The following is a 24,648-nucleotide window of genomic DNA, read 5'->3' on the forward strand; positions in this document are numbered from 1 at the left end:
TTTGACATGACGGGATCAAACATCGCCGATCTCAACCCCGAAATGCTTGCGGCAGCCGCCGAAAGCAAGGCCTGGCCGTTCGAGGAAGCCAAAAAGATCATCGAGCGCTACAAGGGCGGCGACTTCCCGGAGATCGTCCTGTTCGAGACCGGCTACGGCCCGTCGGGCCTGCCGCACATCGGCACGTTCGGCGAGGTCGCGCGCACCTCGATGGTGCGCCATGCCTTTCACGTGCTGACCGGGAACAAGGTCAAGACCAAGCTGCTCTGCTTCTCCGACGATATGGACGGCATGCGCAAAATCCCCGACAATGTGCCGGATCGCGCAGCCCTCGAGCCCTATCTGCATATGCCGCTGTCGGCGGTGCCCAATCCGTTCGGCGGCGACTATCCGAGCTTTGGCGACCACAACAACGCGATGTTGTGCCGCTTCCTCGACACGTTCGGCTTCGACTACGAATTCGCCAGCGCGACGCAGTACTACAAGGCCGGCCGCTTCGATGCGATGCTTGTGCGCGCAGCCGAGCGCTACGACCAGATCATGGCGGTGATGCTGCCGACACTGGGACCCGAGCGCCAGGCGACCTACAGCCCGTTCCTGCCTATCTCGCCGAAGAGCGGGCGCGTGCTCTACGTGCCGATGAAGCATGTCGACGCCAAGGCCGGCACCATCACCTTCGACGATGAAGGCACCGAGACCACGCTTTCGGTGACCGGCGGCAAGGTCAAGCTGCAGTGGAAGCCGGATTTCGGCATGCGCTGGGCAGCGCTCGGCGTCGATTTCGAAATGTTCGGCAAGGACCACCAGACCAATGCGGTGATCTACGACCGCATCTGCAACATTCTCGGCGGACGCGCGCCGGAGCATTTCGTCTACGAATTGTTCCTCGACGAGAACGGCCAGAAGATCTCGAAGTCGAAGGGCAACGGGCTGACCATCGACGAATGGCTGCGCTACGCGCCGACCGAAAGCCTCGGCCTCTATATGTACCAGCGGCCAAGGCAGGCGAAAAAGCTCTATTTCGACGTCATCCCACGCGCCGTCGACGAGTACTACACCTTCCTCAACGCCTATCCGCGCCAGGACTGGAAGGAGCGGCTGGGCAATCCGGTCTGGCACATGCATGACGGCAAGCCGCCTTCCATCGACATGCCGGTGCCGTTCTCGCTGCTGCTCAACCTGGTCAGCGCCTCCAACGCGCAAAACAAGGATGTGCTGTGGGGCTTCATCTCGCGCCATGCATCTGGCGTGACGCCGGCGACGCATCCCGAACTCGACCAGCTGGTCGGTTTCGCCATCCGCTACTTCGACGATTTCGTGAAGCCGACGAAGACCTTCCGGCCGGCCGACGATGTCGAACGCGTGGCGCTGGAAGCGCTTGGCAACGCGCTTGCTGGCCTGCCGGCCGGCGCCGACGGCGAAGCGATCCAGAACGCTTCGCTCAACGTGGCGCGCAAGATCGAACGCTATCAGGACCATTCGAAGAAGAGCCCGGACGGCGGCCCTGGTGTCTCGGGCGCTTTCTTCCAGATGATCTACCAGGTGCTGATCGGCCAGGAACGCGGACCGCGCTTCGGTTCGTTCGCAGCCCTCTACGGCATCGCCGAAACCCGCGCGCTCATTGAGCGGGCGCTGGCTGGTCAGCTGGCGGCGTAATTTCCGTCCCGGCCGGCGGCGTGTCCATCGCCGGGGCATCGAGGATCGGTTGCGACGCCGTCGGTGCCGCAACCGGCGTTGGCGCCGGTGGCAGGCCGCCAAGATCGGGCGCGGCACCGAAGACGCCCTTCTTGGCGGCGCGCGCCTTGTCGCCCGCTTCGACATAGGGGCCGCCTGCCGTGGCGCGCGCCCAGCCGTTTTCGACCAGCCACTGGCCGACATCCAGCTTGCCGATGCGGCATTCGGCGGCGATCAGCGCACGGTCGGCCTCCGGCGGCACCTTGCAGGCAACGGCCCGGCCGCGCAGGAAAGACCGGAACGCGGTGCGCGCCCTGATACCGCAAGCCCAGGACTTGCCGCCCTCGGTGCAGGTCTCGTCTTGCCTGACGATGTCGATGCCGGAGACCGTCACGGAATAACCATTGGCTTCGATCAGGCCGGCGGCGGCCGCGACCGGCTGGAACAGTTTTGTTCCTCCCCAGTCGTCGACCGCTCTGCGCCCACGCGGCTTGGGCGGTCCGGCCAGCGCCAGGTCGCTCAGCGGCTCGCGTGGCTCAACCCGTTCAAGTTCTTCTACCGGCAGCGGCGGCGGTGCGATGGCCTCGGGATCGATCGCCCTCGAATGCACCTGAGGCGAGTGCATCGGAGGCCTGACGGGCTGGACCTCGGGGATCGCCGACGTCGCCGGCTCCTCGGGCACGGCCTCGGTTTCCGGGTCGATCTGGTCGACAGTAATGGCGGGGCCGTCGCGATGCAGCGCGCGACCGCCGGCGACGACAATGGCGACCATCACCGGGATCGCCAGGAGGGCTATGAGGATTTGAAGCAGACGCACCGCGAGACCTACTGGCTTGCCCAGACGATCCGCGCCACCCATTCGACATCGCGCATCGCGATGTCGCGGTCCGGATGGTCGGGGTTGAGCGAAATCAGCACGATCGATTTCGTCGTCTGGCGGTCGAGCACCTTGGCCATGACTTCGCCGGCATTGGTCTTGACGACGACGCGGTCGCCCTTTCGGGTAGCGGCCCCGGGCTCGACGATCAGCACATCGCCATTGCGGTACAGCGGCAGCATGGAATCACCCTGCACCTTCAACGCATAGGAGGTTTCGGTCGCCCGTGCCGGAAGCTCGACAAGGTCCCAGCCCTGGCCTGAGGGATAGCCGGCATCATCGAAGAAGCCGCCGGCGCCGGCCTGGGCGAAGCCGAGCAGCGGCACCGCCGAACGCTGCGAGGCTAACGGGCCCGAAGCTGTCTTGGCGCGGCCTTCGACCAGCCCGGTGAATTCGTCGAGCGAAGCGCCTGTCGCCTCGATGATCTTGGCCAGCGATTCGGTCGAGGGCCAGCGCGGCCGCCCATCCGAGGACAGCCGCTTCGACTTGTTGAAAGCGGTGGAGTCCAGACCAGCTCGCCGGGCCAGGCCGGAGGCCGATAACGAATAGCGCTCGGCGAGAGCGTCGATGGCGGCCCAAACTCGGTCATGCGAGAGCAATTCGCTCTCCTCAAAACAGGAAAAAATACCTTTTCCTTCTAACGCGCGGTCATCCGATTGTCCACCGGCGCGCGGCCCGATCTCTCAAAAAGCTGCGTGCGGCGAAGTCGTCATGGATGCCTCAAACTGCCTTGGGCAGGCTGCGCAATCCTTGGTGGAGGTCATGCAAACCCGCTCGGCCTCGGTCGGCGGCCGCGGTTGAACGGAGCGGGCAAGCGTCCTATCGGACGCGCCAAGGACGCAGTAGCATTTGATTTGGCGCATGATCCTTTCCGAAAATCGATTCCGATTTTCGGGGTCATGCGCGAGGTCGGCGAGCATCATGTAGCGGGCGTTGTTGAGATGGAGGTTGAAGTCGATGTCGGCAGGCAGCGAAAAGCCAGCCGACTTTCGCTGCCGACCGCGTAAGGGTCACGGCGCGCCTTGCCGTGGCCATCATGCGCGCAAGGCGCCCTCAGACGTACATGGGGCGCTAGCTCAAGCGGCCTTCTGCACTTCGCCTTTCGCATAGGGATCGAAGCGCTGGTAGAAGCTCTCGCCCTTCTCCGCCAGGTCGAGCAGCAGCTTGGGCGCCTTGAACTCGGCGCCGTATTTCTTCTGCAGGCCCTTGGCTATTCTGACGAACTCCCCGGCGCCGATGCCGTCGATATAGGACAGCGCGCCGCCGGTGAATGGCGCGAAACCGAAGGCGAGGATCGAGCCGACATCGGCCTCGCGCGGATCGGTGACGATGCCCTCTTCCATCACCCGGGCCGCTTCCAGCGCAATGGTTACCAGCAGGCGCTGCTGCAGTTCCTCATAGTCGACCTTCTCGGCCTCCAGCTGCGGATAGAGATCCTTCAGGCCCGGCCACAGCTTCTTCCTGGCGGGCTTGGCGGGATAGTCGTAAAAACCCTTGCCGTTCTTGCGGCCGAAGCGGCGATGGGTGTCGACCAGCGTGTTGATCAACGCCATCTGCCTGGGGTCGACAGACTTGTCTCCGAGGTCCCTGATGGTCTGCTTCATGATCTTCTGGGCAAGGTCGATCGCCGTCTCGTCGGTCAGCGCCAGCGGGCCGACCGGCATGCCGGCGGCCTTGGCGGCGTTCTCGATCATCGGCGCCGGAACGCCTTCGATCAGCATCTTGTAGGCTTCCGACATGTAGCGCAGCACGCAGCGGTTGACGTAGAAGCCGCGCGTGTCGTTGACGACGATCGGCGTCTTCTTGATGGCGCGCACGAAATCGATCGCGGTGGCCAGCGCCTTGTCGCCGGTCTTCTTGCCCAGGATGATCTCGACCAGCATCATCTTGTCGACCGGCGAGAAGAAGTGGATGCCGACGAAATTCTTCGGCCGCGCCGAATTCTTGGACAGCGCGGTGATCGGGATGGTCGAGGTGTTTGAGGCGAAGACCGCTGACGATTTCAACACGGCTTCGGCCTGTTCGGTGGCAGCCTTCTTGACGGCCGAATCCTCGAACACCGCCTCGACCACCAGATCGCAGCCGGCGAGATCGGCATAGTCGGCCGTCGGCGTGATCAGCGACAGAAGTCTGTCCTTCTCCTCGGGCTTGGCGCGGCCCTTCTTGACCTGATCGGAGATCAGGCTGTCGGAATGCGCCTTGCCCTTTTCGGCCGACGCCATGTCGCGGTCGAGCAGGACGACCGGGATGCCGGCCTTGGCGGTGACAAAGGCGATGCCGGCACCCATGAAGCCGGCGCCGAGAATACCGATCTTCTTGAACTTGGTCTCCGGCACGCCGGCCGGGCGGCGGGCGCCCTTGTTGAGCTCCTGCAGCGACACGAACAGCGAGCGGATCATCGCTGCTGCTTCCTTCGACTGCATGATTTCGGTGAAATAGCGCTGTTCGATCCGCAGACCGGTGTCGAACGGCACCAGCAGGCCCTCATAGACGCATTTCAGGATGGCCGCGGCGGCCGGATAATTGCCGTAGGTCTCGCGGCGCAGGATGGCGATGGCCGGCGGCCACAGATTGAAGCCGGCCGGCGTATAGATTTGGCCGCCAGGCAGCTTGAAGCCCTTCTCGTCCCAGGGCTGGACGGCTTTCAGGCCGTTCCTGATCATCGCCTTGGCGGTCTCGATCAGCTTGCCGGGTTCGGCGATCTCGTGGATCAGCCCCATCGCCTTGGCTTTCTGCGGCGACAGCGTCTGGCCGGTGGTCAGCATCTGCAACGCCTGCTGCTGGTCGGTCAGGCGCGGCACGCGTTGGGTGCCACCGGCGCCGGGGAAGATGCCGACCTTGACTTCCGGCAAGGCCATCTTGACCTTTTCGGAGTCAGCGGCAACGCGGCCATGACAGGCCAGCGACAGCTCGAACGCGCCGCCCATGCAGGTACCGTTGATCGCCGAGACCCAAGGTTTGCCCGACGTTTCGAGCTTGCGCCACAAGCCACCCATGCGGCCGGCATTGTCGAACAAAAGCTGTGCCGCCTTCTCCGGGTCCTTGGTCTTCTCCTTGGCAAATACGGCCAGCATCTTCTGCAGCATGGTCAGGTCGGCGCCGCCGGAGAAGCTGTCCTTTCCCGAGGTGATCACCGCGCCCTTGATGGCGGCGTCGGCCACCACCTGGTCGATGATCTTGTCGAGCTCGTTCATCACCTCTTCGGTGAAGACGTTCATCGAGCGGTCCGGCATGTTCCAGGTGACCAGCGCGATGCCGTCTGCGTCGGTGTCGACCGTGAAGTTTGTGTAAGTCATGTCTCTCTCCTTCCGGCCGAAATCAGACGCGTTCGATGATCGTTGCGGTGCCCATGCCGGCGCCGATGCAGAGCGTCACCAAAGCGGTGTTCAAATCGCGGCGCTCGAGCTCGTCCAGCACCGTGCCCAGGATCATCGCGCCGGTGGCACCGAGCGGATGGCCCATGGCGATGGCGCCGCCATTAACGTTGATCTTGTCGTGCGGGATGTCGAAGGCCTGCATGTAGCGCAGCACCACCGAGGCGAAGGCCTCGTTAAGCTCGAACAGGTCGATATCCGACAGCTTCATCTTGGCGCGCTTCAACAGCTTTTCGGTGACATCGACCGGGCCGGTCAGCATCAGCACCGGCTCGGAACCGATATTCGCGAAGGCGCGGATACGCGCGCGTGGCTTCAAGCCCATCGTTTTGCCGGCCTTCTTGGAGCCGAGCAGCACTGCGGCGGCACCGTCGACGATGCCCGACGAATTGCCGGCATGGTGGACGTGATTGACCTCTTCGACTTCCGGATGCTTCTGCACGGCGACCGCGTCGAAGCCGCCCATTTCGCCAGGCATGACGAAGGACGGGTTGAGCGAGGCCAGCGACTGCATGTCGGTCGACGGCCGCATATGCTCGTCATGATCGAGGATGGTGAGGCCGTTCTGGTCCTTGATCGGTATGACGGAGTTCTTGAAACGGCCATCGGCCCAGGCCTTGCCCGCACGCTTCTGGCTCTCGACCGCATAGGCATCGACGTCGTCGCGCGAAAAACCGTATTTGGTGGCGATCAGGTCGGCCGAAATGCCTTGCGGCACGAACCAGCCGGGCAGGCCGACGGACGGGTCCATGAACCACGCGCCGCCCGAGGCGCCCATGCCGACGCGCGACATCGATTCCACGCCGCCTGCAATGACGATCTCGTCGGCGCCTTGAGCGATCTTGGCGGCGCCGAAATTGATGGCGTCGAGGCCTGAGGCGCAGAAGCGCGAGATCTGCATGCCCGGCGCCTTGTTATCGTAGCCGGCCTCGAAGGCGGCGGCACGCGGAATGACGGAGCCGGCTTCGCCGACCGGATCGACGCAGCCGAAGATGATGTCGTCGACGTTTGCAGTGTCGAGGCCGTTGCGGTCGCGCAACGCTTCAAGCGTCCTGGCCGCAAGCCGCACCGCCGGCACCTCGTGCAGCGAGCCATCCTTCTTGCCCTTGCCGCGCGGTGTGCGCACGGCGTCATAGACATAAGCTTCAGCCATTTGCTTGCTCCTTGCTTTGCCGACGTCGCTCTCAGAGAGAGCGGCCGATCAGCAATTTCATGATCTCGTTGGTGCCGCCGTAGATGCGCTGGACGCGGGCGTCGCGGAACATGCGGGCGATCGGATATTCATTCATGTAGCCATAGCCGCCATGCAATTGAAGGCATTCGTCGACGACTTTTCCCTGCAGGTCCGAGAGCCAGTATTTCGCCATCGACGCCGTCACCGGATCCAGCCCGCCATTGATGTGGCGGGTGACGCAATCATTGTAGAAGACGCGGCCGATGGTGGCCTCGGTCTTCAGTTCGGCGAGCTTGAACTGGGTGTTCTGGAACTCGATGATCGCTTTGCCGAAGGCCTTGCGGTCCTTGACGTAGTCGATGGTCAGAGCAAGCGCGCGCTCGATCATGGCGATCGCGCCGGTGCCGATCTGCAGGCGCTCCTGCGGCAATTGCTGCATCAGCTGGATGAAGCCCTGTCCCTCTTCGTGGCCAAGCAGGTTCGAGGTCGGCACGCGCAGATCATTGAAGAACAGCTCCGACGTGTCGTTGGCCTTCAGGCCGATCTTGTCGAGGTTGCGGCCGCGTTCGAAGCCTTCGGCCTCGTCGGCCTCGACGACGATCAGCGAGGTGCCCTTGGCGCCTTTGGCCGGATCGGTCTTGGTGACGACGATGATGAAATTGGCCAGTTGGCCATTGGTGATGAAGGTTTTCGAGCCGTTGATCTTGTACTGGTTGCCGTCCTTCTCGGCGCGCGTCTTGACGCCTTGCAGGTCGGAGCCGGCGCCCGGCTCGGTCATGGCGATGGCGCCGATCAGTTCGCCGGTTGCCAGCTTCGGCAGCCATTTCTTCTTCTGCTCCTCGGAGCCGTAATGAAGGATGTAAGGGGCAACGATCGCATTGTGCAGGCCGATGCCGAAACCGTCGACGCCGACATGGCCGATCGCCTCGATGATGGCGCTCTCATGCGCGAAGGTGCCGCCGGAGCCGCCATATTCCTCCGGCATCGAGGCGCAGAGCAGGCCGGCGGAACCTGCCTTGCGCCAGCTCTCGCGGTCGACCATCTCGTTCTTCTCGAACTCGTCGTAGCGCGGCGCGATCTCTTCCGACATGAAGCGATGCGCCATGTCGTAGAGCATGCCGACTTCGTCCGCCGCCCAGGCGGGCTTCGGCAAGGAGAGCACTTCGGCTGGATTTGTCATGCCGTTTCTCCCGCGCCAACGTCCCCCTCCCCCTCGAGGGGAGGGTGGCCGCGAAGCGGTCGGGTGGGGTCGCCGATGACGTGCTCGACCTTATCTTCGGAATTGACGCGGGTTTGGGGCATTGCGATCATCTCCTACCAAAGCGCCAACCAGCCGGCGCACTGCACGCAAGGACCCCTCCCGGCCCTTCGGGCCACCCTCCCCTCAAGGGGGAGGGGGACGCCAGCCATTTCTAGAACGCTTCCGCAGGCAGCGCCATTAGCGTGTCCGCACCACTGGAAATGCGGGCGAGATGTGCCGATGTCTCGGGCATGATCCGCTCCATGAAGAAGCGCGCCGTCACCACCTTGTTGTCGTAGAAAGCCCCATTTTCGTGGACAGATTGGGAGCCATTGGCGCCGGTCTTGCCGAGCGCGGCCTTGGCCATCTGCGCCCACATGTAGCCGAGCGCCACAAGGCCAAAGAGATGCATGTAGTCGGTGGATGCGGCGCCGGCATTGTCGGGCTTGGCCATGCCGTTCTGCACCAGCCACATCGTCGCCGCCTGCAGATCGTTGAGGCCCTTCTTCAACGCCTTGGTGAACGGCGCCAGCTTCTCGTCGGCACGGTTCTCCTCGCAGAACTCGCCGACGTCCTTGAAGAAAGCCTGCACTGCGCGGCCGCCATTCAGGCCAAGCTTGCGGCCGACAAGGTCGAGCGCCTGGATGCCGTTGGCGCCTTCATAGATCATGGCGATGCGGGCATCGCGCACGAATTGGCTCATGCCGTGTTCTTCGATATAGCCGTGGCCGCCGAACACCTGCTGCGCCATGACGGCATGGTCGAAGCCCTTGTCGGTGAGCACGCCCTTGATCACCGGCGTCAGCAGGCCTGTATAGTCGTCGGCCGCCTGGCGATCCTTGTCGTCGGCGGAGCGGTGGGCGATGTCGGACTTGATCGCCGTCCACAGCGCCAGCGCGCGGCCGGCCTCGTTGAAGGCCTTCATGGTCATCAGCGAGCGGCGGATGTCGGGATGGACGATGATCGGATCGGCTTGTCTGTCCGGCACCTTGGCGCCCGACAGCGAGCGGCCCTGCAGCCGGTCCTTGGCGTAGGAGACCGCGTTCTGGTAGGCGATCTCGGACAGCGACAGGCCCTGCAGGCCGACGCCGAGGCGGGCTTCGTTCATCATCGTGAACATCGCCTTCAGGCCGCCATTGGCCTCACCGAGCAGCGTGCCTTCGGCCTCGTCATAATTCATGACGCAAGTCGAATTGCCGTGTATGCCCATCTTCTCCTCGATCGACCCGCAGGAGAGCGTGTTCTTCTCGCCCGGATTGCCCGAGGCATCGAGCTTCAGCTTTGGCACGATGAACAGCGAGATCCCCTTCACGCCTGCCGGCGCACCTTCGATGCGGGCCAACACGAGATGGACGATGTTTTCCGACATGTCGTGCTCGCCGGCCGAGATGAAGATCTTCTGGCCTGAGATCTTGTAGGTGCCGTTGCCGTTCGGCACCGCCTTGGTGCGCAGCAGGCCGAGATCGGTGCCGCAATGCGGCTCGGTCAGGTTCATGGTACCGGTCCAGGACCCCTCGACCAGCTTCGGCAGCCATGTCGCCTTCTGCTCGTCGGTACCGTGTGTGATGATCGCAGCGATAGCGCCTTGAGTCAGGCCGGGATACATCATCAGCGCCATGTTGGCCGAAACCATGTATTCGGCAACCGCGGTGTGCACGGCATAGGGCAGCCCCTGGCCGCCGAACTCGACGGGCGCCGCCAGTCCCATCCAGCCGCCTTCGCGATACTGGTCGTAGGCTTCCTTGAAGCCCTTCGGCGTAATCACCGAGCCGTCCTCATGGCGCACGCAGCCTTCGATGTCACCGACGCGGTTCAGAGGATGCATAACGTTTTCGGCAAGCTTGGCGCCTTCGGCGAGGATCGCCTCGACAACGTCGGGCGTCGCGTCGGCAAATCCGGGAAGGTTAGAGTAGCGCTGATAACCCAGCACCTCGTTGAGCACGAACAGCGTGTCCTGGACCGGCGCCCTGTAGATCGGCATGTGTTTCCTCCACCATGCGGGTCTTGGCCGCGAGATCGGGCCCCGAAACATGAGGTTGGGGCGGCATGCGGGCCAATGTTGAAAGCGGGATAGCAAAAATTGACGTTTGCGTAAACGTCAATTTTGTCGCCGGGACAAAATTTACCTATGCCAGCCTATCGGCACGAGCGGTGCATGGCTTTGTGCAAAGCGAGGGGGGTCAAACAAAAAGAGCCGCGCGGGCGGGCGCGCGGCTCTTAAGTTCAAAGCTTTCGCCGGGAGCTGCGGAGCAAAATCAGCTGGCGGCGCTGGCCGGGGCCGAACGCTCGGACAGCATCTGGCGCACGGCCGACATCGAGCCGCTCAACTCGTTGATGGCGTCGTCGATCAGCGCGCGCTGCTTCTGCAGGCGGGCAAGCTGCTTCTCCGACTTGTCGAGAGCCAGCCGCAGCTGCTTGGTGTTGGATCCCGTCGGATCGTAGAGATCCATCATCTGCTTGACGTCGCGTAGCGAGAACCCGACCTTGCGGCCGAGCAGGATCAGCTTCAGCCGCGCCTTGTCGCGACGCGTGTATAGCCGCGTCGCCCCATCCCGCTTTGGATTGAGCAGGCCCTTGTCTTCATAGAAACGCAGCGTGCGCAGCGTCACGCCGTATTTCTTGGCCATCTCGCCGATGCGCACGAGCTCCTCACTGGCTTCGGCAGACATATTGTTGGTGTTGGCCGCGGCTTCGCCGGGCGAAACAAGTTTCATAGTCACTGGCTTTCCCCTGTCGTGGCATCGCGGTCTCGGACCTTGCAACGCCTGAGTGGAAGCGGGGGCATGCTTCCAGTCGTGGTTTCAACTAATTCATCGCAAAAGGCACGAACGGCGCCCCTCTTACGTTTACGTCAATTCTATATCGATAGCCGCCGCATGACGCAAGGGCGTTCTGGGATTGCGAAACCTTATGCCGCACCCCCCGGCGCCGGGTCCGAACGGGCACCGCCTGTATTTCAGCAATGCCGTAACTTCTTAAGCTTGGTTAACACCTTGTTTACCACGATGGGTGAAATGTGCGGATGTCGGTCACCCGTGTTTATCCTGTAGCGAATTTTTCACGGTTTTTCGGAGAGCGGGCCTGGCCCGGGAAGCTCGTCTTCCGCCGCAGCAGTGCCGCGCGGCCGCCTTCGTTCCCGACAAGGACTTGGGAAACTGGCAGCAAGCCGGCCATTCTGAAAAACGGACGCATCGATGAACAGCAAGCGGTCCTATCTCGATACACTCAACGCCGGCAGGCCGCGCAGGCCGAACACCACACTTGATGAATTGAACCGCTCGCTGGAAACGCTGGAGCAGCGGCTGGAGCGCAAGCGCGAGGACGCCGCCGAGCGCTTCGATCCGCGCCGGCCCGCTCCGGAGCCGCGCTACGCAAGTGCCCAGCCCTACGCCCCGCCGCCGCGCTGGTACGAGGACCCGCAGCCCGCGCCGCGGCCGAAAAGCCCTGTGACGGCCGGCTTCGACCAGAACTATCAGGCGATCGCGCGCGACATCGACCGCGTGCGCGGCCAGGAAGACAGCGTCGCCGTGGTCGGCAAGATCGCCGGCGAATTGCGTGGCCTGCGCGAGGAACTGCGCCATCAGATGACGGCCGGCCTGCAGCGCGAATTCGCCGCGTTGCGCAAGGACATCGAACGGGCCTTCCAGGCGAGCAACCAATCGGGTGGTCAGGCAGGCGGCTTGCCCGGCAAGGGCAGCGCCGAACTCGGCGTCGAATTCGAGCGGCTGTCCGGCGCCATCCAGACGCTGGCCGAGAAGAGCGACGACCGAAGCGTCAACATGCTGCGGCTCGAGCTCGAGCAGGTAAAGACGGCGCTCGACACATTGGCGCGCGAGGAAAGCGTGCTGAAGGTCGACCGCCGCTGGGACGATTTCGACCGCCGCTGGAGCGCGTTCGAGGACCGTGTCGACGCCGACCAGCGCAACCGCGCCGACGGCCCCGGATTTTCGGCCCTGACCGACCGGCTCGAACAGATCAGCAATGCGGTCCACAATCTGCCGGAATCGCTGTCGCTGCGCTCGATGGAAGAAAAGGTCCGCACCCTTGCCGGCGCCGTCGATCATTTCGTCAGCCAGCAGAGCAACCGCGGCGGCGACACGCTTGGCCTGATCGACGAACGGCTTGATGAGATTTCGCGCGCCATCGTCGCCTCGACCGTCGCCGCACAGGCCAATTCCTTCGACCCCGAACCCTTTGAACGCATCGAGAAGCGGATCGCCTCGCTGGCGCAGCAGATCGAGGAAGTCGTGCAGGTTCGTCCGAGCGGCGAGGTTCTCGACCGTCTCAGCACGCTGTCGAACAGGGTCGACGAGCTTGCCGGCCGCGCCAATCTGCCGGAACAGGCGATGGAGCGCCTCGGCAAGCAGATCGCGATGATCGCCGACAAGATCGACCGCGCCCCGGCCATGCCCGACGCCGACTATATCTTCCAAGGTCTGGAACAGCGCTTCGACGTGCTGTCGGGCATGATGGAACGCCGGCAGGGCGACGCCATCGAACAGGGCAACATGCTGTTTCGCGATCTCGAGCGGCGGCTGGACGAGGTTGCCGACCGGCTGGACCAGCGCCAGCCGCAGGCTGACAGCGCCGGCATCATGGACGCCATCGACGCACGCTTCACCGCGCTCGCCCAACGCATGGAGACGCGCATTCCCGATCCTGCCAACGAGGCGGCGATCCGCGGCCTGGAAAGCCGGCTCGAAGACATTTCAAGCCGGCTGGAATCGTCGGCCGCGCAGGTCGCCGGCATCGATCCGGCACTGATCCGCAGCCTCGAGGCGCAGGTCTCCAGCCTATCGGCGCATCTGTCGAAGCCCGGCACGCCGCTGCCGGAATTCGAGGACATCAGCCCGCGCCTCAACGAAATCGAGAAGTCGCTGGCCGGAACCCGCGAATCCATCATGGGCGCGGCACGCGAAGCAGCCGAGAGCGCCGTGCGCTCGCTGGCAAATTCCAACGCCAACACCGCGGCCGTTACCGGCCTTGCTCAGGATCTGAAGACGCTGGAAGCGCTGACGCGCCGTTCGGACGAGCGCAATTCACGGACATTCGAGGCTATCCACGACACGTTGCTCAAGATCGTCGATCGTCTGGGCTCGCTGGAGACCAGCGAACCGGCCGAGGCGGTGAGCGAGCTTCTGGATGCCCAGGCCGAGCCGGCGCGGCGGGCCCGCGCTGCACGCGCCTCCAAGATTTCGGTGCAGGACGCGCCGTCGATGGATATCGACCAGCCGCTGCCGCTGACCGGAGACATGGCCGATCTCGACGGCCGCGCCGCCGCCATCATGCGCAGCGAGCCGGATATGCGCGCCGACCCGGGTACGCGTAGCGACCCGGTCATGGGCAGCGAACCCGTGCGGCGCTCGCCAGCCGCGGCTGCCGCGGCCGCTGCCCAGGCAGCGCTCGTTTCCGACAGGATTGCCGAGAAAGGCGAAGCCACGGCCAAGAAGTCGCTGTTCGGTGGATTTGCGCGCGCCTTCAGGGGCAAGAAGCCGGCTGACATGCCGCCGCTTGCCGGCTCGGGGCCCAATGTCGACATGCCGAGCGTCGATCTCGACGAGCCGCTCGATCCGAAGCTCGCCAACCGACCGTTGGAGCCGGGCTCCGGCGCGCCCGACCTCAACGCCATCATGAAGCGCGTGCGCGACGAGCGCGGCCCGCCGGTGCGCCAAAACTCCGGCGATGCGTCGAAATCCGACTTCATTGCCGCGGCCAGGCGCGCGGCGCAGGCCGCGGCCGCCGAGGCCGACGCGCTGAAACGCCAGTCCACCATGAAGGGCCCGGTCAAGGCGCTTCGTATCGGCGACCTGCTCAAGGCGCGGCGCAAGCCGATCCTGATGGGAGCGGTCGCGATCATGCTGGCGCTTGCCGGCCTCCAGTTGGGCAAGGCCTTCTTCGCCGACCCGGTCGAGGTCGCAAGCAACGATACAGCGCCGATCGTCGCCTCGCAGCCGGTCGAGACTGCCTCGGTCAACGCTGCCAGCCAACCCAAGGCAGAACAGCAGGTGGCCGTTCAGGACGTGCCGGCCCGGATCGTCAGGCAGGCGGAGCCCACGGAACCGGCAGCTGGCAATGATGCGCCAATGAATGCGGCCTCGGTCGCTGGGCCCGAAGTGCCGGCGGTGGAGCCCGCGCCAGCGCCGATGGCTTTGGCCGATCCGGCCCCCACGCCAAATGCAATGCTGCCGACCACCGCCACTGCGGAACCGGCGGCTGCCGACGCGCAGCCTGCGGCCGCCGTCATGGCGCCCTCGGCCTCGGATACGACGGCCTCGGATACTACCGGCGCCGTTCCGCCGGCTGATGCCGCGGTAGCACCTGTCGTGGCCAAGATAGACGTTCCGGCCGATGCAGGCCCGCAAGCCTTGCGCGACGCGGCTGCCGGCGGTGACGCCAAGGCGCTGTTCGAGCTCGGTTCGCGCTATGCTGAATCGCGCGGCGTCAAGGAAGACATGGCGGCAGCGGCCAAATGGTACGAAAAGTCGGCCGAGCTCGGCTTCGCGCCGGCGGAATACCGCATCGGCAATTTCTACGAGAAGGGCATCGGCGTCACGCGCGACGTCAAGAAGGCAAAGACCTTCTACCAGCTCGCCGCCGCGCAGGGTAATGCCAGCGCCATGCACAACCTGGCCGTTCTGTTTGCCATGGCTGCCGACGGCGTGACCGACAATGAATCGGCCGCGCACTGGTTTCAGGCGGCGGCCGATGTCGGCGTCAAGGACAGCCAGTTCAATCTCGGCATCCTGGCGGCAAAGGGCGTCGGCATGAAGCAGAGCCTGGAGGAATCCTACAAATGGTTCGCGCTCGTCGCCAAGACCGGCGACAAGGATGCGGCTGCAAAGCGCGACGAGGTCGCCACTGCGCTGCGCCCCGAACAGCTGGAGCGGGCGCGCGCCGCCGCGGAACTGTGGAAGCCGAAGCCGCTCGACCCGGCGTCCAACTCGGCCGACATTCCTGAATCCTGGCAGGAAGGCACGCCGCAGACCACCGCCAGCGTTGACATGAAGAAGGCGGTCAAGAACATCCAGCTCATCCTCAACAAGAACGGCTACGATGCCGGCGGCGCCGATGGCGTGATGGGCGGCAAGACCAAGACCGCAATCATGGCTTTCCAGACCGACAACAAGATGCAGGCGACCGGCGAAATCGACGAAAAGCTGGTGAAGGCGCTGCTGGCGCACAAATAACGGCAGATGCGTCGCTAACGCGACGCCCTTGCCATACATTTGCCTGTTAACTGCTTGAGATGTTTTTTGTTTCGGTAGGGCGGCGGGGTTTGATCCCACTGCCCCGGCGGTGCAAGAAAGAATTGGCTTTTCGGTGCGACAATGCCCTGGAATGGCTGCAATCGCCGACAGGCAAACTGATCGAGACTGACGGGTGGGCATCTATCTCCCGATCGCGGAAATTTCCGTCAACGTCTTCGTGCTGCTGGCAATGGGCGCGGCGGTGGGTTTCCTGTCGGGCATGTTCGGGGTCGGTGGCGGCTTTCTGATCACGCCGCTCTTGATCTTCTACAACATCCCGCCGGCAATCGCCGTTGCTACCGGCGCCAACCAGGTTATCGCCTCCTCCTTCTCCGGCGCGCTGTCGCACATGAAGCGCGGCACGCTCGACTTCAAGCTCGGCGGGGTGCTGCTGGCCGGCGGCATCGTCGGCTCGACCGGTGGTATCTTTGTCTTTGCCTTCCTGCGCCGGCTCGGCCAACTCGATTTGTTCATTTCGCTGCTCTACGTCGTGCTGCTCGGCACCGTCGGCGGGCTGATGCTGGTCGAGAGCGTCAATGCGCTGCGCGCCACGCGCAGCGGTGCGGCGCCGGTCTTGAAGAAATCCGGCCAGCACAACTGGATCCACCGGCTGCCGCTGAAGATGCGCTTCAGGGCCTCGAAGCTGTTCGTCAGCGTCATTCCGGTGCTGGGGCTCGGCGCCGGCATCGGCTTCCTGTCGTCGATCATGGGTGTCGGCGGCGGCTTCATCATGGTGCCGGCGCTGATCTATCTCTTGAAAGTGCCGACCAACGTCGTCATCGGCACCTCGCTGTTCCAGATCATTTTCACCTCGGCCTACACCACGCTTGTCCACGCCACCACCAACCAGACGGTCGACGTCATGCTTGCCTTCCTGCTGATGGCGGGCGGCGTTGCCGGCGCGCAATATGGCGCCAAGGCAGGACAGAAGCTGCGCGGCGAACAGCTCAGGGCACTGCTGGCGCTGCTGGTGCTGGCGGTCGCGATCCGGCTTGCCATCGATCTCTTCGTCACGCCGCCAAACCTCTATTCGCTGACCGCCGTGGGCCTGAACTGATGCTGCGGTGGGGGATTTTTTCGGCCGCCGTTTTGCTTTTCGCCCTCGCTCTGCCGGCGGCAGCGCAATCGCCGAACCCCTTGCCGGAAGGCATCCAGATCGGTCTCTCCACCGACGCGGTGTCGATCACCGCCGGCTTTTCCGGCGCCGACCTGACCATTTTCGGTTCGCTGGAAAACCCCGACCCGCTGGTCGCGCGGCAGGGGCGCTATGACGTCATCGTCGTGCTCGAAGGGCCGCCGCGGCCGGTTGTGGTGCGCCGCAAGGACCGGGTGCTCGGCGTCTGGGTCAACCTGGAATCGGAGACCTTCGAGAACGTGCCGGTCTCCTACTCCGTCGCCACGACACGGCCGCTGCAGGACATCACTGAACCCAACAGCTACAAGCAGCTGTCGCTCGGCGCCTCCAACCTTTACATGCAACCGGCCGACGTAACCGACAGTCCGGCGACGATCGAGGAATTCACCGTGGCGCTGCGCGATCGCAAGGCGGCGACCGGCCTCTACAGCGAGAATGTCGGCGGCGTGCAGTTCCTGTCGCAGAACCTGTTTCGCGCCACGGTGCGGCTGGCGCCCAACGTCCCGGTTGGAACGCATAAAGCCCGCGCGTTCCTGTTCAAGAGCGGCCTGTTCCTCAAGGAAAGCTCGGCCCAGCTCGAAATCCGCAAATCGGGTTTCGAACAGTCGATCTTCCGCGTCGCGCATGATTACTCCTTTCTCTACGGCGTCTTCTCCGTGTCGCTGGCCATGATCACGGGATGGCTCGGCAGGCTGATTTTCCGCAGGGATTGACGCGCAGGACCCATTTCCGGGGAAAAGGGGTTCCCCTTTTCTCAGTCTTGCGATAGACCGCCGCCTCCCAACCCTCGGGTAACACGCACAATCATTCGGCAGAGCGGTCAGGCCTCTGGACGGCGCGCGCCTTGCGGACGCCTGCCACAGCGACGACCCAATGACAGGAGGCTGCAATGCACCAGGCATTTGGCGGCATCGATTTCGGCACGTCCAATTCTACGGTGGGCGTGATCCGCAACGGCCAGGCACGGCTGGTGGCGCTGGAAGGTGAACAGCCGACATTGCCAAGCGCGGTTTTCTTCAACTTCGAGGACGGTCACACCTATTTCGGCCGCCGCGCCATTGCCGACTACACCGATGCCATCGAAGGCCGGCTGATGCGGTCGCTGAAGAGCGTGCTCGGCAGTTCGCTGGCGCATAAGAAGACGCGGATCAAGGCCCGGCAGATCGGTTTCATCGACATTGTCGGCATGTTCGTCGGCCATTTGAAGAAGCGGCTTGAGGAAGATGCCGGCGCTCCGGTGGAGAACGTTGTGCTCGGCCGGCCGGTGCAATTTGTCGACGACGATGTGGAAGCCGATGCCAAGGCGCAAAGCGAGCTTGAAAAGGCGGCGCGCGCGCAAGGCTTCAAGCACATCGCCTTCCAGTTCGAACCGATCGCGGCAGCGCTCGACTATGAGCAGGACGTGAAGCGCGAGGAACTGGCGTTGATCGTCGACATGGGCGGCGGCACGTCCGACTTCTCGATCGTGCGCGTTTCGCCGCAACGCGCCCGCTCACGCGACCGCAAGGACGATATCCTGGCCAACCGCGGCATCCATATCGGCGGCACCGATTTCGACCGGCTGCTCAGCATTGCCCATGTCATGCCCAAGCTCGGCTACCTGACGCCCACAAAAGACGGCAAGCGCAACCTGCCGGCGAGCTATTTCATTGATCTCGCGACGTGGCAGCGCATCAACCTCGTCTATACTGCCAAGGCGATGACGCATCTGAGGCAAACCCGCTTCGAGGCCGTCCGCGCCGACCTTGTCGACCGCTTCATCCATATTGTCGAGCACCGTTACGGCCATGCGCTGGCCGGCCTCGTCGAACGAGCCAAGATCGCGCTGGCGGATCAGGCTTCGGCCGATGTAACGGTGGCGCTGCCCGGCGCGCATTTCGCCGCCGAGATCTCGCGGACCGGCCTGGAAGAGACCATCGCCGCCGACATCGAGCGGGTATCCGCTACGGTGCGGCAGACGATTGCCGATGCCGGCATAACGGCGTCTGCGATCACCGCCGTATTCCTCACCGGCGGTTCGACCGCGATCCCGCTGGCACGGCGTGAAATCCTGTCGCTGGTGCCGCAAGCGGCTGTTGTCGAGGGCGACATGTTCGGTTCGGTCGGCCTTGGCCTGGCGCTGGATGCGCAGCGGAAGTTCGCCTGATCGCTTACGCCGGATTGCTGACGGCCTCAGCGCCTAGATGCGCCTTGAGCGCCATCTGGGCGAGGCTTGCCTGGCGGTCGCGATGGGTGATCATGGCGAAGTCGCGCTTCGGCAGTTCGAGCGGCACCGACCGGAGACTGCCCTCGGCGACGGCGCGTCCGACGACGAGGTCCGAGATGATGGTGGCGCCGGCGCCGGCCTCGACCGCCTGGCGAACCGCCTCGTTGCTCGGCAGCACCAGAAATATCTGCAGGTCGCCAAGCGATATCCCCTCGCGGCGGGCCAGGTCCTCCAGCACCTCGCGCGTGCCCGAACCACCCTCACGGATGATCCAGCGCAGCCCTCTGATATCCGGGCGGCCCGGCGCGATCTCGGCGATTTCGGGATGCGAGGCGGCGACGACCAGCATCAACCTGTCGACGTCGACCTTGGTGCGGCGGAGGATGTCTGATTCGGTGCGCCCCTCGACCAGACCGAGATCGGCGGTGCCGTCGAGCACATTGGCCTCGACCTGCCTGGTGTTGCCGATGCTGACGCTTAAGCGCACCGCCGGGTAGGCTTCATGGAAAGAGGCCAGCCTGCGCGGCAGCCAGTAGCTGGCGATGGTCAGGCTGGCGGCGATCGACAGGCTGCCGGCGACCGTCTGCGAGACATGCTCCAGCACATTTCGGGCGGCGGCGGCGCGTTCCAGCACCGCCTTGGCCTCGGGCAGGAAACGGTGGCCGGTCTGAGCCAGCTCGATGTTGCGGCCGACACGGTTGAACAGATGAACGCCATGCTGCTCTTCCAAAGCGCGGATGGCCGCCGACGCCGCCGACTGGGAGATGCCCAAAAGCTCCGCCGCCTTGGTCATATGGCCGCGTTCGGCAACGGCAACGAAAATGCGCAACTGGTCCAGCGTCATGTGTGCATTAAGAACCAATTCCGATCGAATTTACAAGAACAACTGATTAGACGGATCGATAGCTTTATTCTACTTTTTCAGTCGAAGTTAGAAAAAATTCGCCAACAAATCGCGGCCAACAAAATGATCGGGCGGTTCAGATCCCTTTTTGCGCATTGGACCCGTGGCCTCAGGCGGCGGCTGGCCGGCGATCGATATCATCCTGAAGAACACTATATGCGTGGCCCCGGACCGAAGACGCGGGCCAAATTCGCAGGTAGCAAAAGCACGCCGGCATCATGAACCCAGCTGCGCCGCGCGGAGCCAATTCCGCACCGTCGCAACGGCCGCTTGGCGATACACGCGCGCCTGATGAAGGCGACGGCGTCGACACCTCGCCCGCTATCTCCGACAGCATCGCCAAGACCACCTGTTATATGTGCGCCTGCCGGTGCGGCATCGACGTCCACATCAAGGACGGCAAGGTGCGCTACATCAACGGCAACAAGGACCATCCGGTTAACCGCGGCGTGATCTGCGGCAAGGGCAGCTCCGGCATCATGCAGCACTACAGCCCGGCGCGGCTGAAGAAGCCGCTGTTGCGCAGCGGCCTGCGCGGCTCGGGCGAATTCCGCGAGATCGAGTGGGAGGAAGCGTTTTCGATTGCGACCGGGCGGCTATCGAATATCCGCCGGGCCGATCCGAAAAAGCTCGCCTTCTTCACCGGGCGCGACCAGTCGCAGTCGCTGACCGGCTGGTGGGCGAGCCAGTTCGGCACGCCGAACTTCGCCGCCCATGGCGGCTTCTGCTCGGTCAACATGGCGGCCGGCGGGCTCTACACGATCGGCGGCTCGTTCTGGGAGTTCGGCGAGCCGGACTGGGACAATACGAAATACTTCATGCTGTTCGGCGTCGCCGAGGACCATGATTCCAACCCGATCAAGATCGGCTTGGGTAAACTCAAGGCGCGCGGCGCCAAGGTGGTGTCGATCAACCCCTGCCGCACCGGCTACAACGCCATTGCCGACGACTGGATCGGGATCCGGCCCGGCACCGACGGCCTCTTCGTCTTCGCCCTAATCCATGAACTGCTGAAGGCAGGCCGCATCGATCTCGATTATCTGCTCCGCTACACCAACGCCCATGTGCTGGTCATCCAGGAGCCGGGCACGGTCGATGACGGGCTATTCCTGCGCGACAGCGACAACAATCTTCTCGCGTGGGACAGAGTGGCGAAGACAACCGTCAACGCAGCCGATGCCGATGCGAAGCCGGCGCTGACCGGCAGCTTCACGTTCGCCGGTCGCCGCTGCGTGCCGGTGTTCCAGCTTATCGCCGACCGTTACATGGACTACAGCTACGCACCCGATGTGGTCGCGGCACGATGCGGCATTCCGGCCGACACCATCCGGCGGATCGCTGCCGAACTCGCCCACGTCGCCTTCGAACAGACGATCGAACTGCCGGTTGCGTGGACCGACTGGGCCGGACGGCGGCACGAGACGATCAAGGGACGGCCGGTGTCGATGCATGCCATGCGCGGCATCTCGGCCCACTCCAACGGCTTTCACTCCTGCCGTGCCATCCACCTGCTGCAGGTGCTGCTCGGCACGGTGGACGTGCCCGGCGGCTTCCGTTTCAAGCCGCCCTACCCGCGCTCGGCGCCGCCGGGACCGAAGCCGGCCGGCAAGGTGGTCAAGCCGATGACGCCGCTGGACGGTATGCCGCTCGGCTTCGTCTGCGGGCCGGACGATCTCCTGGTCGACGAGGCCGGCACGCCTTTGCGCATCGACAAGGCTTATTCCTGGGATGCGCCGCTCGCCGCGCATGGGCTGATGCATACGGTCATCCGAAATGCGTGGGCCGGTGACCCGTACCCGATCGACACGCTGATGATGTACATGTCGAACATGGCGTGGAATTCCTCGATGAACACCGTCGAGACCATTGCCATGCTCACCGACCATGACGAAGCGGGTAACTACAAGATCCCCTTCATCATCTATTCCGACGCCTATTATTCCGAGACGGTGCCGTTCGCCGACCTGGTGCTGCCCGACACCACCTATCTCGAACGTCACGACTGCATCAGCCTGCTCGACCGGCCGATCAGCCATGCCGACGGGCCGGGCGACGCGATCCGCCATCCGGTGGTCGAACCGGACCGAGATGTCAGGCCGTTCCAATCGGTGCTGATCGAACTTGGCGCTCGGCTTGGCCTGCCCGGCTTCGTCGAGGACGATGGCTCGGCCAGATATGCCGACTATGCCGACTACATCGTCAATCACGAACGCACGCCGGGCATCGGCCCGCTGGCCGGCTGGCGCGGCAAGGACGGCACTTCCGTCGGCAAGGGCGAAGTCAATCCCGACCAGTTGCAGCGCTACATCGGCAATGGCGGCTTCTGGCACCAGGATTTTGCTGAGGACCAGCGCTATTACAAGATGGCCAACCGCTCCTATCTCGACTTCGCAGAGCAGATGGGGTTCATCCCCAAGGCCGAGCCGATCGTGTTCCAGCTCTATTGCGAACCGATGCAGCGCTTTCGCCTCGCCGCGCGCGGTCATGGTCGCGTCCAGCCGCCCGAGAGCGAACGCCGGCGCATCGAGACCTATATGGATCCGCTGCCGTTCTGGTTTACGCCGTTCGAAGAGGCCGCGGTCGATCCGCAGAAATACCCGCTGCATGCGCTGACGCAGCGGCCTATGCACATGTATCATTCCTGGGGCTCGCAGAATGCGTGGCTGCGGCAAATCACCAGCCAGAACCGCCTGTTCGTGCACCACAAGACCGCGGCAGTTCTCGACCTGGCCGACGACGACTGGGTGTGGATCGAAAGCATCAACGGCCGGGTGAAGGGGCAGATCAAGCTGGTCGACGGCGTCAATGCGGATACGGTCTGGACATGGAACGCCATCGGCAAAAGGCGCGGCGCCTGGGGGCTGAAGGACAACGCCGCCGAGAGCAATCGCGGCTTCCTGCTCAACCACATCATCGGCGACCAGACCTCGGCCGATGCGAACGGTAAACGCTATTCGAATTCCGATCCGGTCACCGGCCAGGCGGCGTGGTTCGATCTCAGGGTTCGCATCGTCAAATGCGCCTCCGAAGAAGCCGGCTTCACCGAGCCGCAATTCGAGCGCTTCAGCCAGCCGCCAAATGTCGAGCCATCGCCCGACATCCTTCGCTTCGGCGCCGAGTTCCGCGTCCATAGGGAAGCTGTGGAATGACCTGCCTTCCCGCCCATACAGACAAGAAGCTTGGCCTGGTCATCGACCTCGACACCTGCGTCGGCTGCCAGGCCTGCGTCACCGCCTGCAAGGAGTGGAACACCGGCGGCCACATGGCGCCGCTGACCGACATCGACCCCTATGGCGGCCATGTCGACGGCGTCTGGTTCAACCGCGTGCACAGCTACGAGCACACGACCGAGGCGGGCGGGCGCACGGTCAACTTTCCGCGCTCCTGCCTGCATTGCGAGACGCCTGCCTGCGTCACTGTCTGCCCGACCGGCGCGTCCTACAAGCGGGCGTCGGACGGCATCGTGCTGATCGACGAAAGCAAATGCATCGGCTGCAAACTGTGCAGCTGGGCCTGCCCCTATGGCGCGCGCGAATTCGATACCGACGTCGGCGTGATGAAGAAATGCACGCTGTGCGTCGACCGCATCTACAACGACAATCTGGCCGAGGAAGACCGCGTGCCGGCCTGCGTTGCCGCCTGCCCGACCAGCGCCCGGCATTTCGGCGACCTCGGCGATCCCACCTCGGCGGTATCGCAACTGGTGGCGGAGCGTGGCGGCGTCGACCTGATGCCGGAGATGGGTTACAAGCCGACCAACAAATATCTGCCGCCGCGCGCCCAGCGCGCCGCATCGGTGCCGGCGCCAAGGCTTGAGCCAGTCACGGTCGAAGGCGGTTTTCTTGGCTGGATCGACCGCATGCTTTCGAGCTGACCAATGCATCCAGCCTTTTCCGTCGTTTTCTTCACCACTGCCACAGGAGCGGGCTATGGACTGCTGGCGCTGCTCGGCGTGCTTGGCGGACTGGGTTTTATCCCGGCCCATTTCTGGCTCGGCCTTATCGGCATGGGGCTGGCGCTTGGCCTGATTGCCGCCGGCCTTTTGTCGTCGACCGGCCATCTCGGCCGGCCCGAACGCGCCTGGCGCGCCTTTTCGCAATGGCGTAGCTCCTGGCTGTCACGCGAGGGTGTATCGTCGGTCGCAACCTTCATTCCCGCCGGGCTGTTCGGCATCGGCTGGGTGTTTTTTGGCCGCACCGGAGGCTGGATGGCCATCGCCGGGCTTCTCGCAACTATCGGCGCAATCGTCACCGTCTGCACCACCGGCATGATCTATGCCTCGCTGAAGCCGATCGCGCAGTGGCATAGCCCGTATACGCTGCCGGGCTATCTCATCTTTTCGGCGATGACCGGCAGCGTGCTGTTGAACGCGCTGCTGCAGGCTTTCGCCATCGGCTCGACCGCCGTTGCGGTAGCCGCTCTGCTGCTGACCTTGCTCGGCTGGGGCTGGAAGCTGGCGACGTGGCGATACAATGACGCGCTGGAGATTGCGAGCACCGCCAACACGGCAACGGGGCTCGCCGGGGGTACAGTGCGCTCACTGGAATGGCCGCACACCGAAGAGAACTACCTGCTCAAGGAAATGGGCTTTCGCATCGCGCGCAAGCACGGCGCCAGGCTGCGTCGTATCACGCAGGTGCTGGCTTTCGCCTTGCCTGCCCTGCTGCTTGCTGTTCTGTTCGCTTTGCCCTGGCCGTTCGCAGCGGTGCTGTCGGTGCTTGCGGCAATCGTCCAGTTTGCCGGCATGCTGGTCGAGCGCTGGCTGTTCTTCGCCGAGGCGAAGCACACCGTCACTCTCTATTACGGCCGGTGAGCCG

The 24,648-nt window shown here is 64.0% G+C and carries 16 protein-coding genes and 1 pseudogene; 8 read left to right on the plus strand and 9 right to left on the minus strand.

Annotation, left to right across the window (positions count from 1 at the left end):
* Window positions 1-6 precede the first annotated feature (6 nt).
* Entirely contained in the window at window positions 7-1,656 is a 1,650-nt protein-coding gene (locus tag NKI06_RS08550) for a lysine--tRNA ligase (RefSeq protein ID WP_352984858.1), read from the plus strand.
* On the opposite strand, the gene NKI06_RS08555 is transcribed toward NKI06_RS08550, so the two are convergent.
* From NKI06_RS08555 to NKI06_RS08590, 8 genes and pseudogenes are all read right to left on the minus strand, one after another.
* Complete coding sequence (locus NKI06_RS08555) at window positions 1,619-2,491, minus strand: thermonuclease family protein (protein WP_352984930.1); 873 nt, start codon at window positions 2,489-2,491, stop codon at window positions 1,619-1,621. The two genes, NKI06_RS08550 and NKI06_RS08555, sit on opposite strands and share 38 nt — an antisense overlap.
* Window positions 2,492-2,499: 8 nt before the next feature.
* On the minus strand, window positions 2,500-3,150 hold the full coding sequence (locus NKI06_RS08560; RefSeq protein WP_352746483.1) for a S24 family peptidase: 651 nt from the start codon (window positions 3,148-3,150) through the stop codon (window positions 2,500-2,502).
* 306 nt (window positions 3,151-3,456) lie between these two features.
* Window positions 3,457-3,586 (minus strand): annotated as a pseudogene (locus tag NKI06_RS08565) (thioesterase family protein); the annotation flags it as partial.
* Window positions 3,587-3,627: 41 nt separating this feature from the next.
* Window positions 3,628-5,847, minus strand: coding sequence for a 3-hydroxyacyl-CoA dehydrogenase NAD-binding domain-containing protein (locus NKI06_RS08570; RefSeq protein ID WP_352984860.1), 2,220 nt, complete (start codon window positions 5,845-5,847; stop codon window positions 3,628-3,630).
* Window positions 5,848-5,869: 22 nt separating this feature from the next.
* The gene (locus NKI06_RS08575; protein WP_352984862.1) at window positions 5,870-7,078 is read right to left on the minus strand and encodes an acetyl-CoA C-acetyltransferase; all 1,209 of its coding nucleotides are present in this window, start codon (window positions 7,076-7,078) and stop codon (window positions 5,870-5,872) included.
* A gap of 31 nt (window positions 7,079-7,109) precedes the next feature.
* The gene (locus NKI06_RS08580; RefSeq protein ID WP_023681961.1) at window positions 7,110-8,279 is read right to left on the minus strand and encodes an acyl-CoA dehydrogenase family protein; all 1,170 of its coding nucleotides are present in this window, start codon (window positions 8,277-8,279) and stop codon (window positions 7,110-7,112) included.
* A gap of 232 nt (window positions 8,280-8,511) precedes the next feature.
* Complete coding sequence (locus tag NKI06_RS08585; protein ID WP_352984863.1) at window positions 8,512-10,320, minus strand: acyl-CoA dehydrogenase; 1,809 nt, start codon at window positions 10,318-10,320, stop codon at window positions 8,512-8,514.
* A 274-nt stretch (window positions 10,321-10,594) separates the two neighbouring features.
* Complete coding sequence (locus NKI06_RS08590; protein ID WP_023669610.1) at window positions 10,595-11,053, minus strand: MerR family transcriptional regulator; 459 nt, start codon at window positions 11,051-11,053, stop codon at window positions 10,595-10,597.
* 480 nt (window positions 11,054-11,533) lie between these two features.
* Between NKI06_RS08590 and NKI06_RS08595 the strand changes: the two genes are divergently transcribed.
* The 4 genes from NKI06_RS08595 to NKI06_RS08610 all read left to right on the plus strand — a co-directional run bounded on the left by NKI06_RS08595 (window position 11,534) and on the right by NKI06_RS08610 (window position 18,867).
* Window positions 11,534-15,526, plus strand: a complete 3,993-nt coding sequence (locus NKI06_RS08595) for a peptidoglycan-binding protein (protein WP_352984864.1) — start codon at window positions 11,534-11,536, stop codon at window positions 15,524-15,526.
* Between the two features lie 193 nt (window positions 15,527-15,719).
* Window positions 15,720-16,643: a sulfite exporter TauE/SafE family protein gene (locus NKI06_RS08600; protein WP_352984866.1), complete on the plus strand. Its 924-nt coding sequence runs from the start codon at window positions 15,720-15,722 to the stop codon at window positions 16,641-16,643.
* Window positions 16,643-17,434: a TIGR02186 family protein gene (locus NKI06_RS08605; protein WP_352984868.1), complete on the plus strand. Its 792-nt coding sequence runs from the start codon at window positions 16,643-16,645 to the stop codon at window positions 17,432-17,434. Before NKI06_RS08600 ends, NKI06_RS08605 begins: the two co-directional genes overlap by 1 nt.
* Before the next feature lie 176 nt (window positions 17,435-17,610).
* Entirely contained in the window at window positions 17,611-18,867 is a 1,257-nt protein-coding gene (locus NKI06_RS08610; protein WP_352984870.1) for an Hsp70 family protein, read from the plus strand.
* Between the two features lie 4 nt (window positions 18,868-18,871).
* On the opposite strand, the gene NKI06_RS08615 is transcribed toward NKI06_RS08610, so the two are convergent.
* Window positions 18,872-19,771 carry a LysR substrate-binding domain-containing protein gene (locus NKI06_RS08615; RefSeq protein WP_023699495.1) on the minus strand — a complete coding sequence of 300 codons (900 nt, stop codon included), beginning with the start codon at window positions 19,769-19,771 and terminating at the stop codon, window positions 18,872-18,874.
* A gap of 278 nt (window positions 19,772-20,049) precedes the next feature.
* Here NKI06_RS08615 and NKI06_RS08620 point away from each other — a divergent pair, with 278 nt between their 5' ends.
* From NKI06_RS08620 to NKI06_RS08630, 3 genes are read left to right on the plus strand one after another with little or no spacing between them, the layout of a single operon-like run.
* Window positions 20,050-22,980: a molybdopterin oxidoreductase family protein gene (locus tag NKI06_RS08620; protein ID WP_352984872.1), complete on the plus strand. Its 2,931-nt coding sequence runs from the start codon at window positions 20,050-20,052 to the stop codon at window positions 22,978-22,980.
* Window positions 22,977-23,705 carry a 4Fe-4S dicluster domain-containing protein gene (locus tag NKI06_RS08625; RefSeq protein ID WP_352510951.1) on the plus strand — a complete coding sequence of 243 codons (729 nt, stop codon included), beginning with the start codon at window positions 22,977-22,979 and terminating at the stop codon, window positions 23,703-23,705. The genes NKI06_RS08620 and NKI06_RS08625 overlap by 4 nt, the downstream gene beginning before the upstream one ends.
* A gap of 3 nt (window positions 23,706-23,708) precedes the next feature.
* Window positions 23,709-24,644 carry a dimethyl sulfoxide reductase anchor subunit family protein gene (locus tag NKI06_RS08630; protein ID WP_352984874.1) on the plus strand — a complete coding sequence of 312 codons (936 nt, stop codon included), beginning with the start codon at window positions 23,709-23,711 and terminating at the stop codon, window positions 24,642-24,644.
* The last annotated feature ends 4 nt before the right edge of the window (window positions 24,645-24,648 follow it).

This window comes from Mesorhizobium sp. M0772, from assembly GCF_040320135.1.
Classification (GTDB): Bacteria; Pseudomonadota; Alphaproteobacteria; order Rhizobiales; family Rhizobiaceae; genus Mesorhizobium.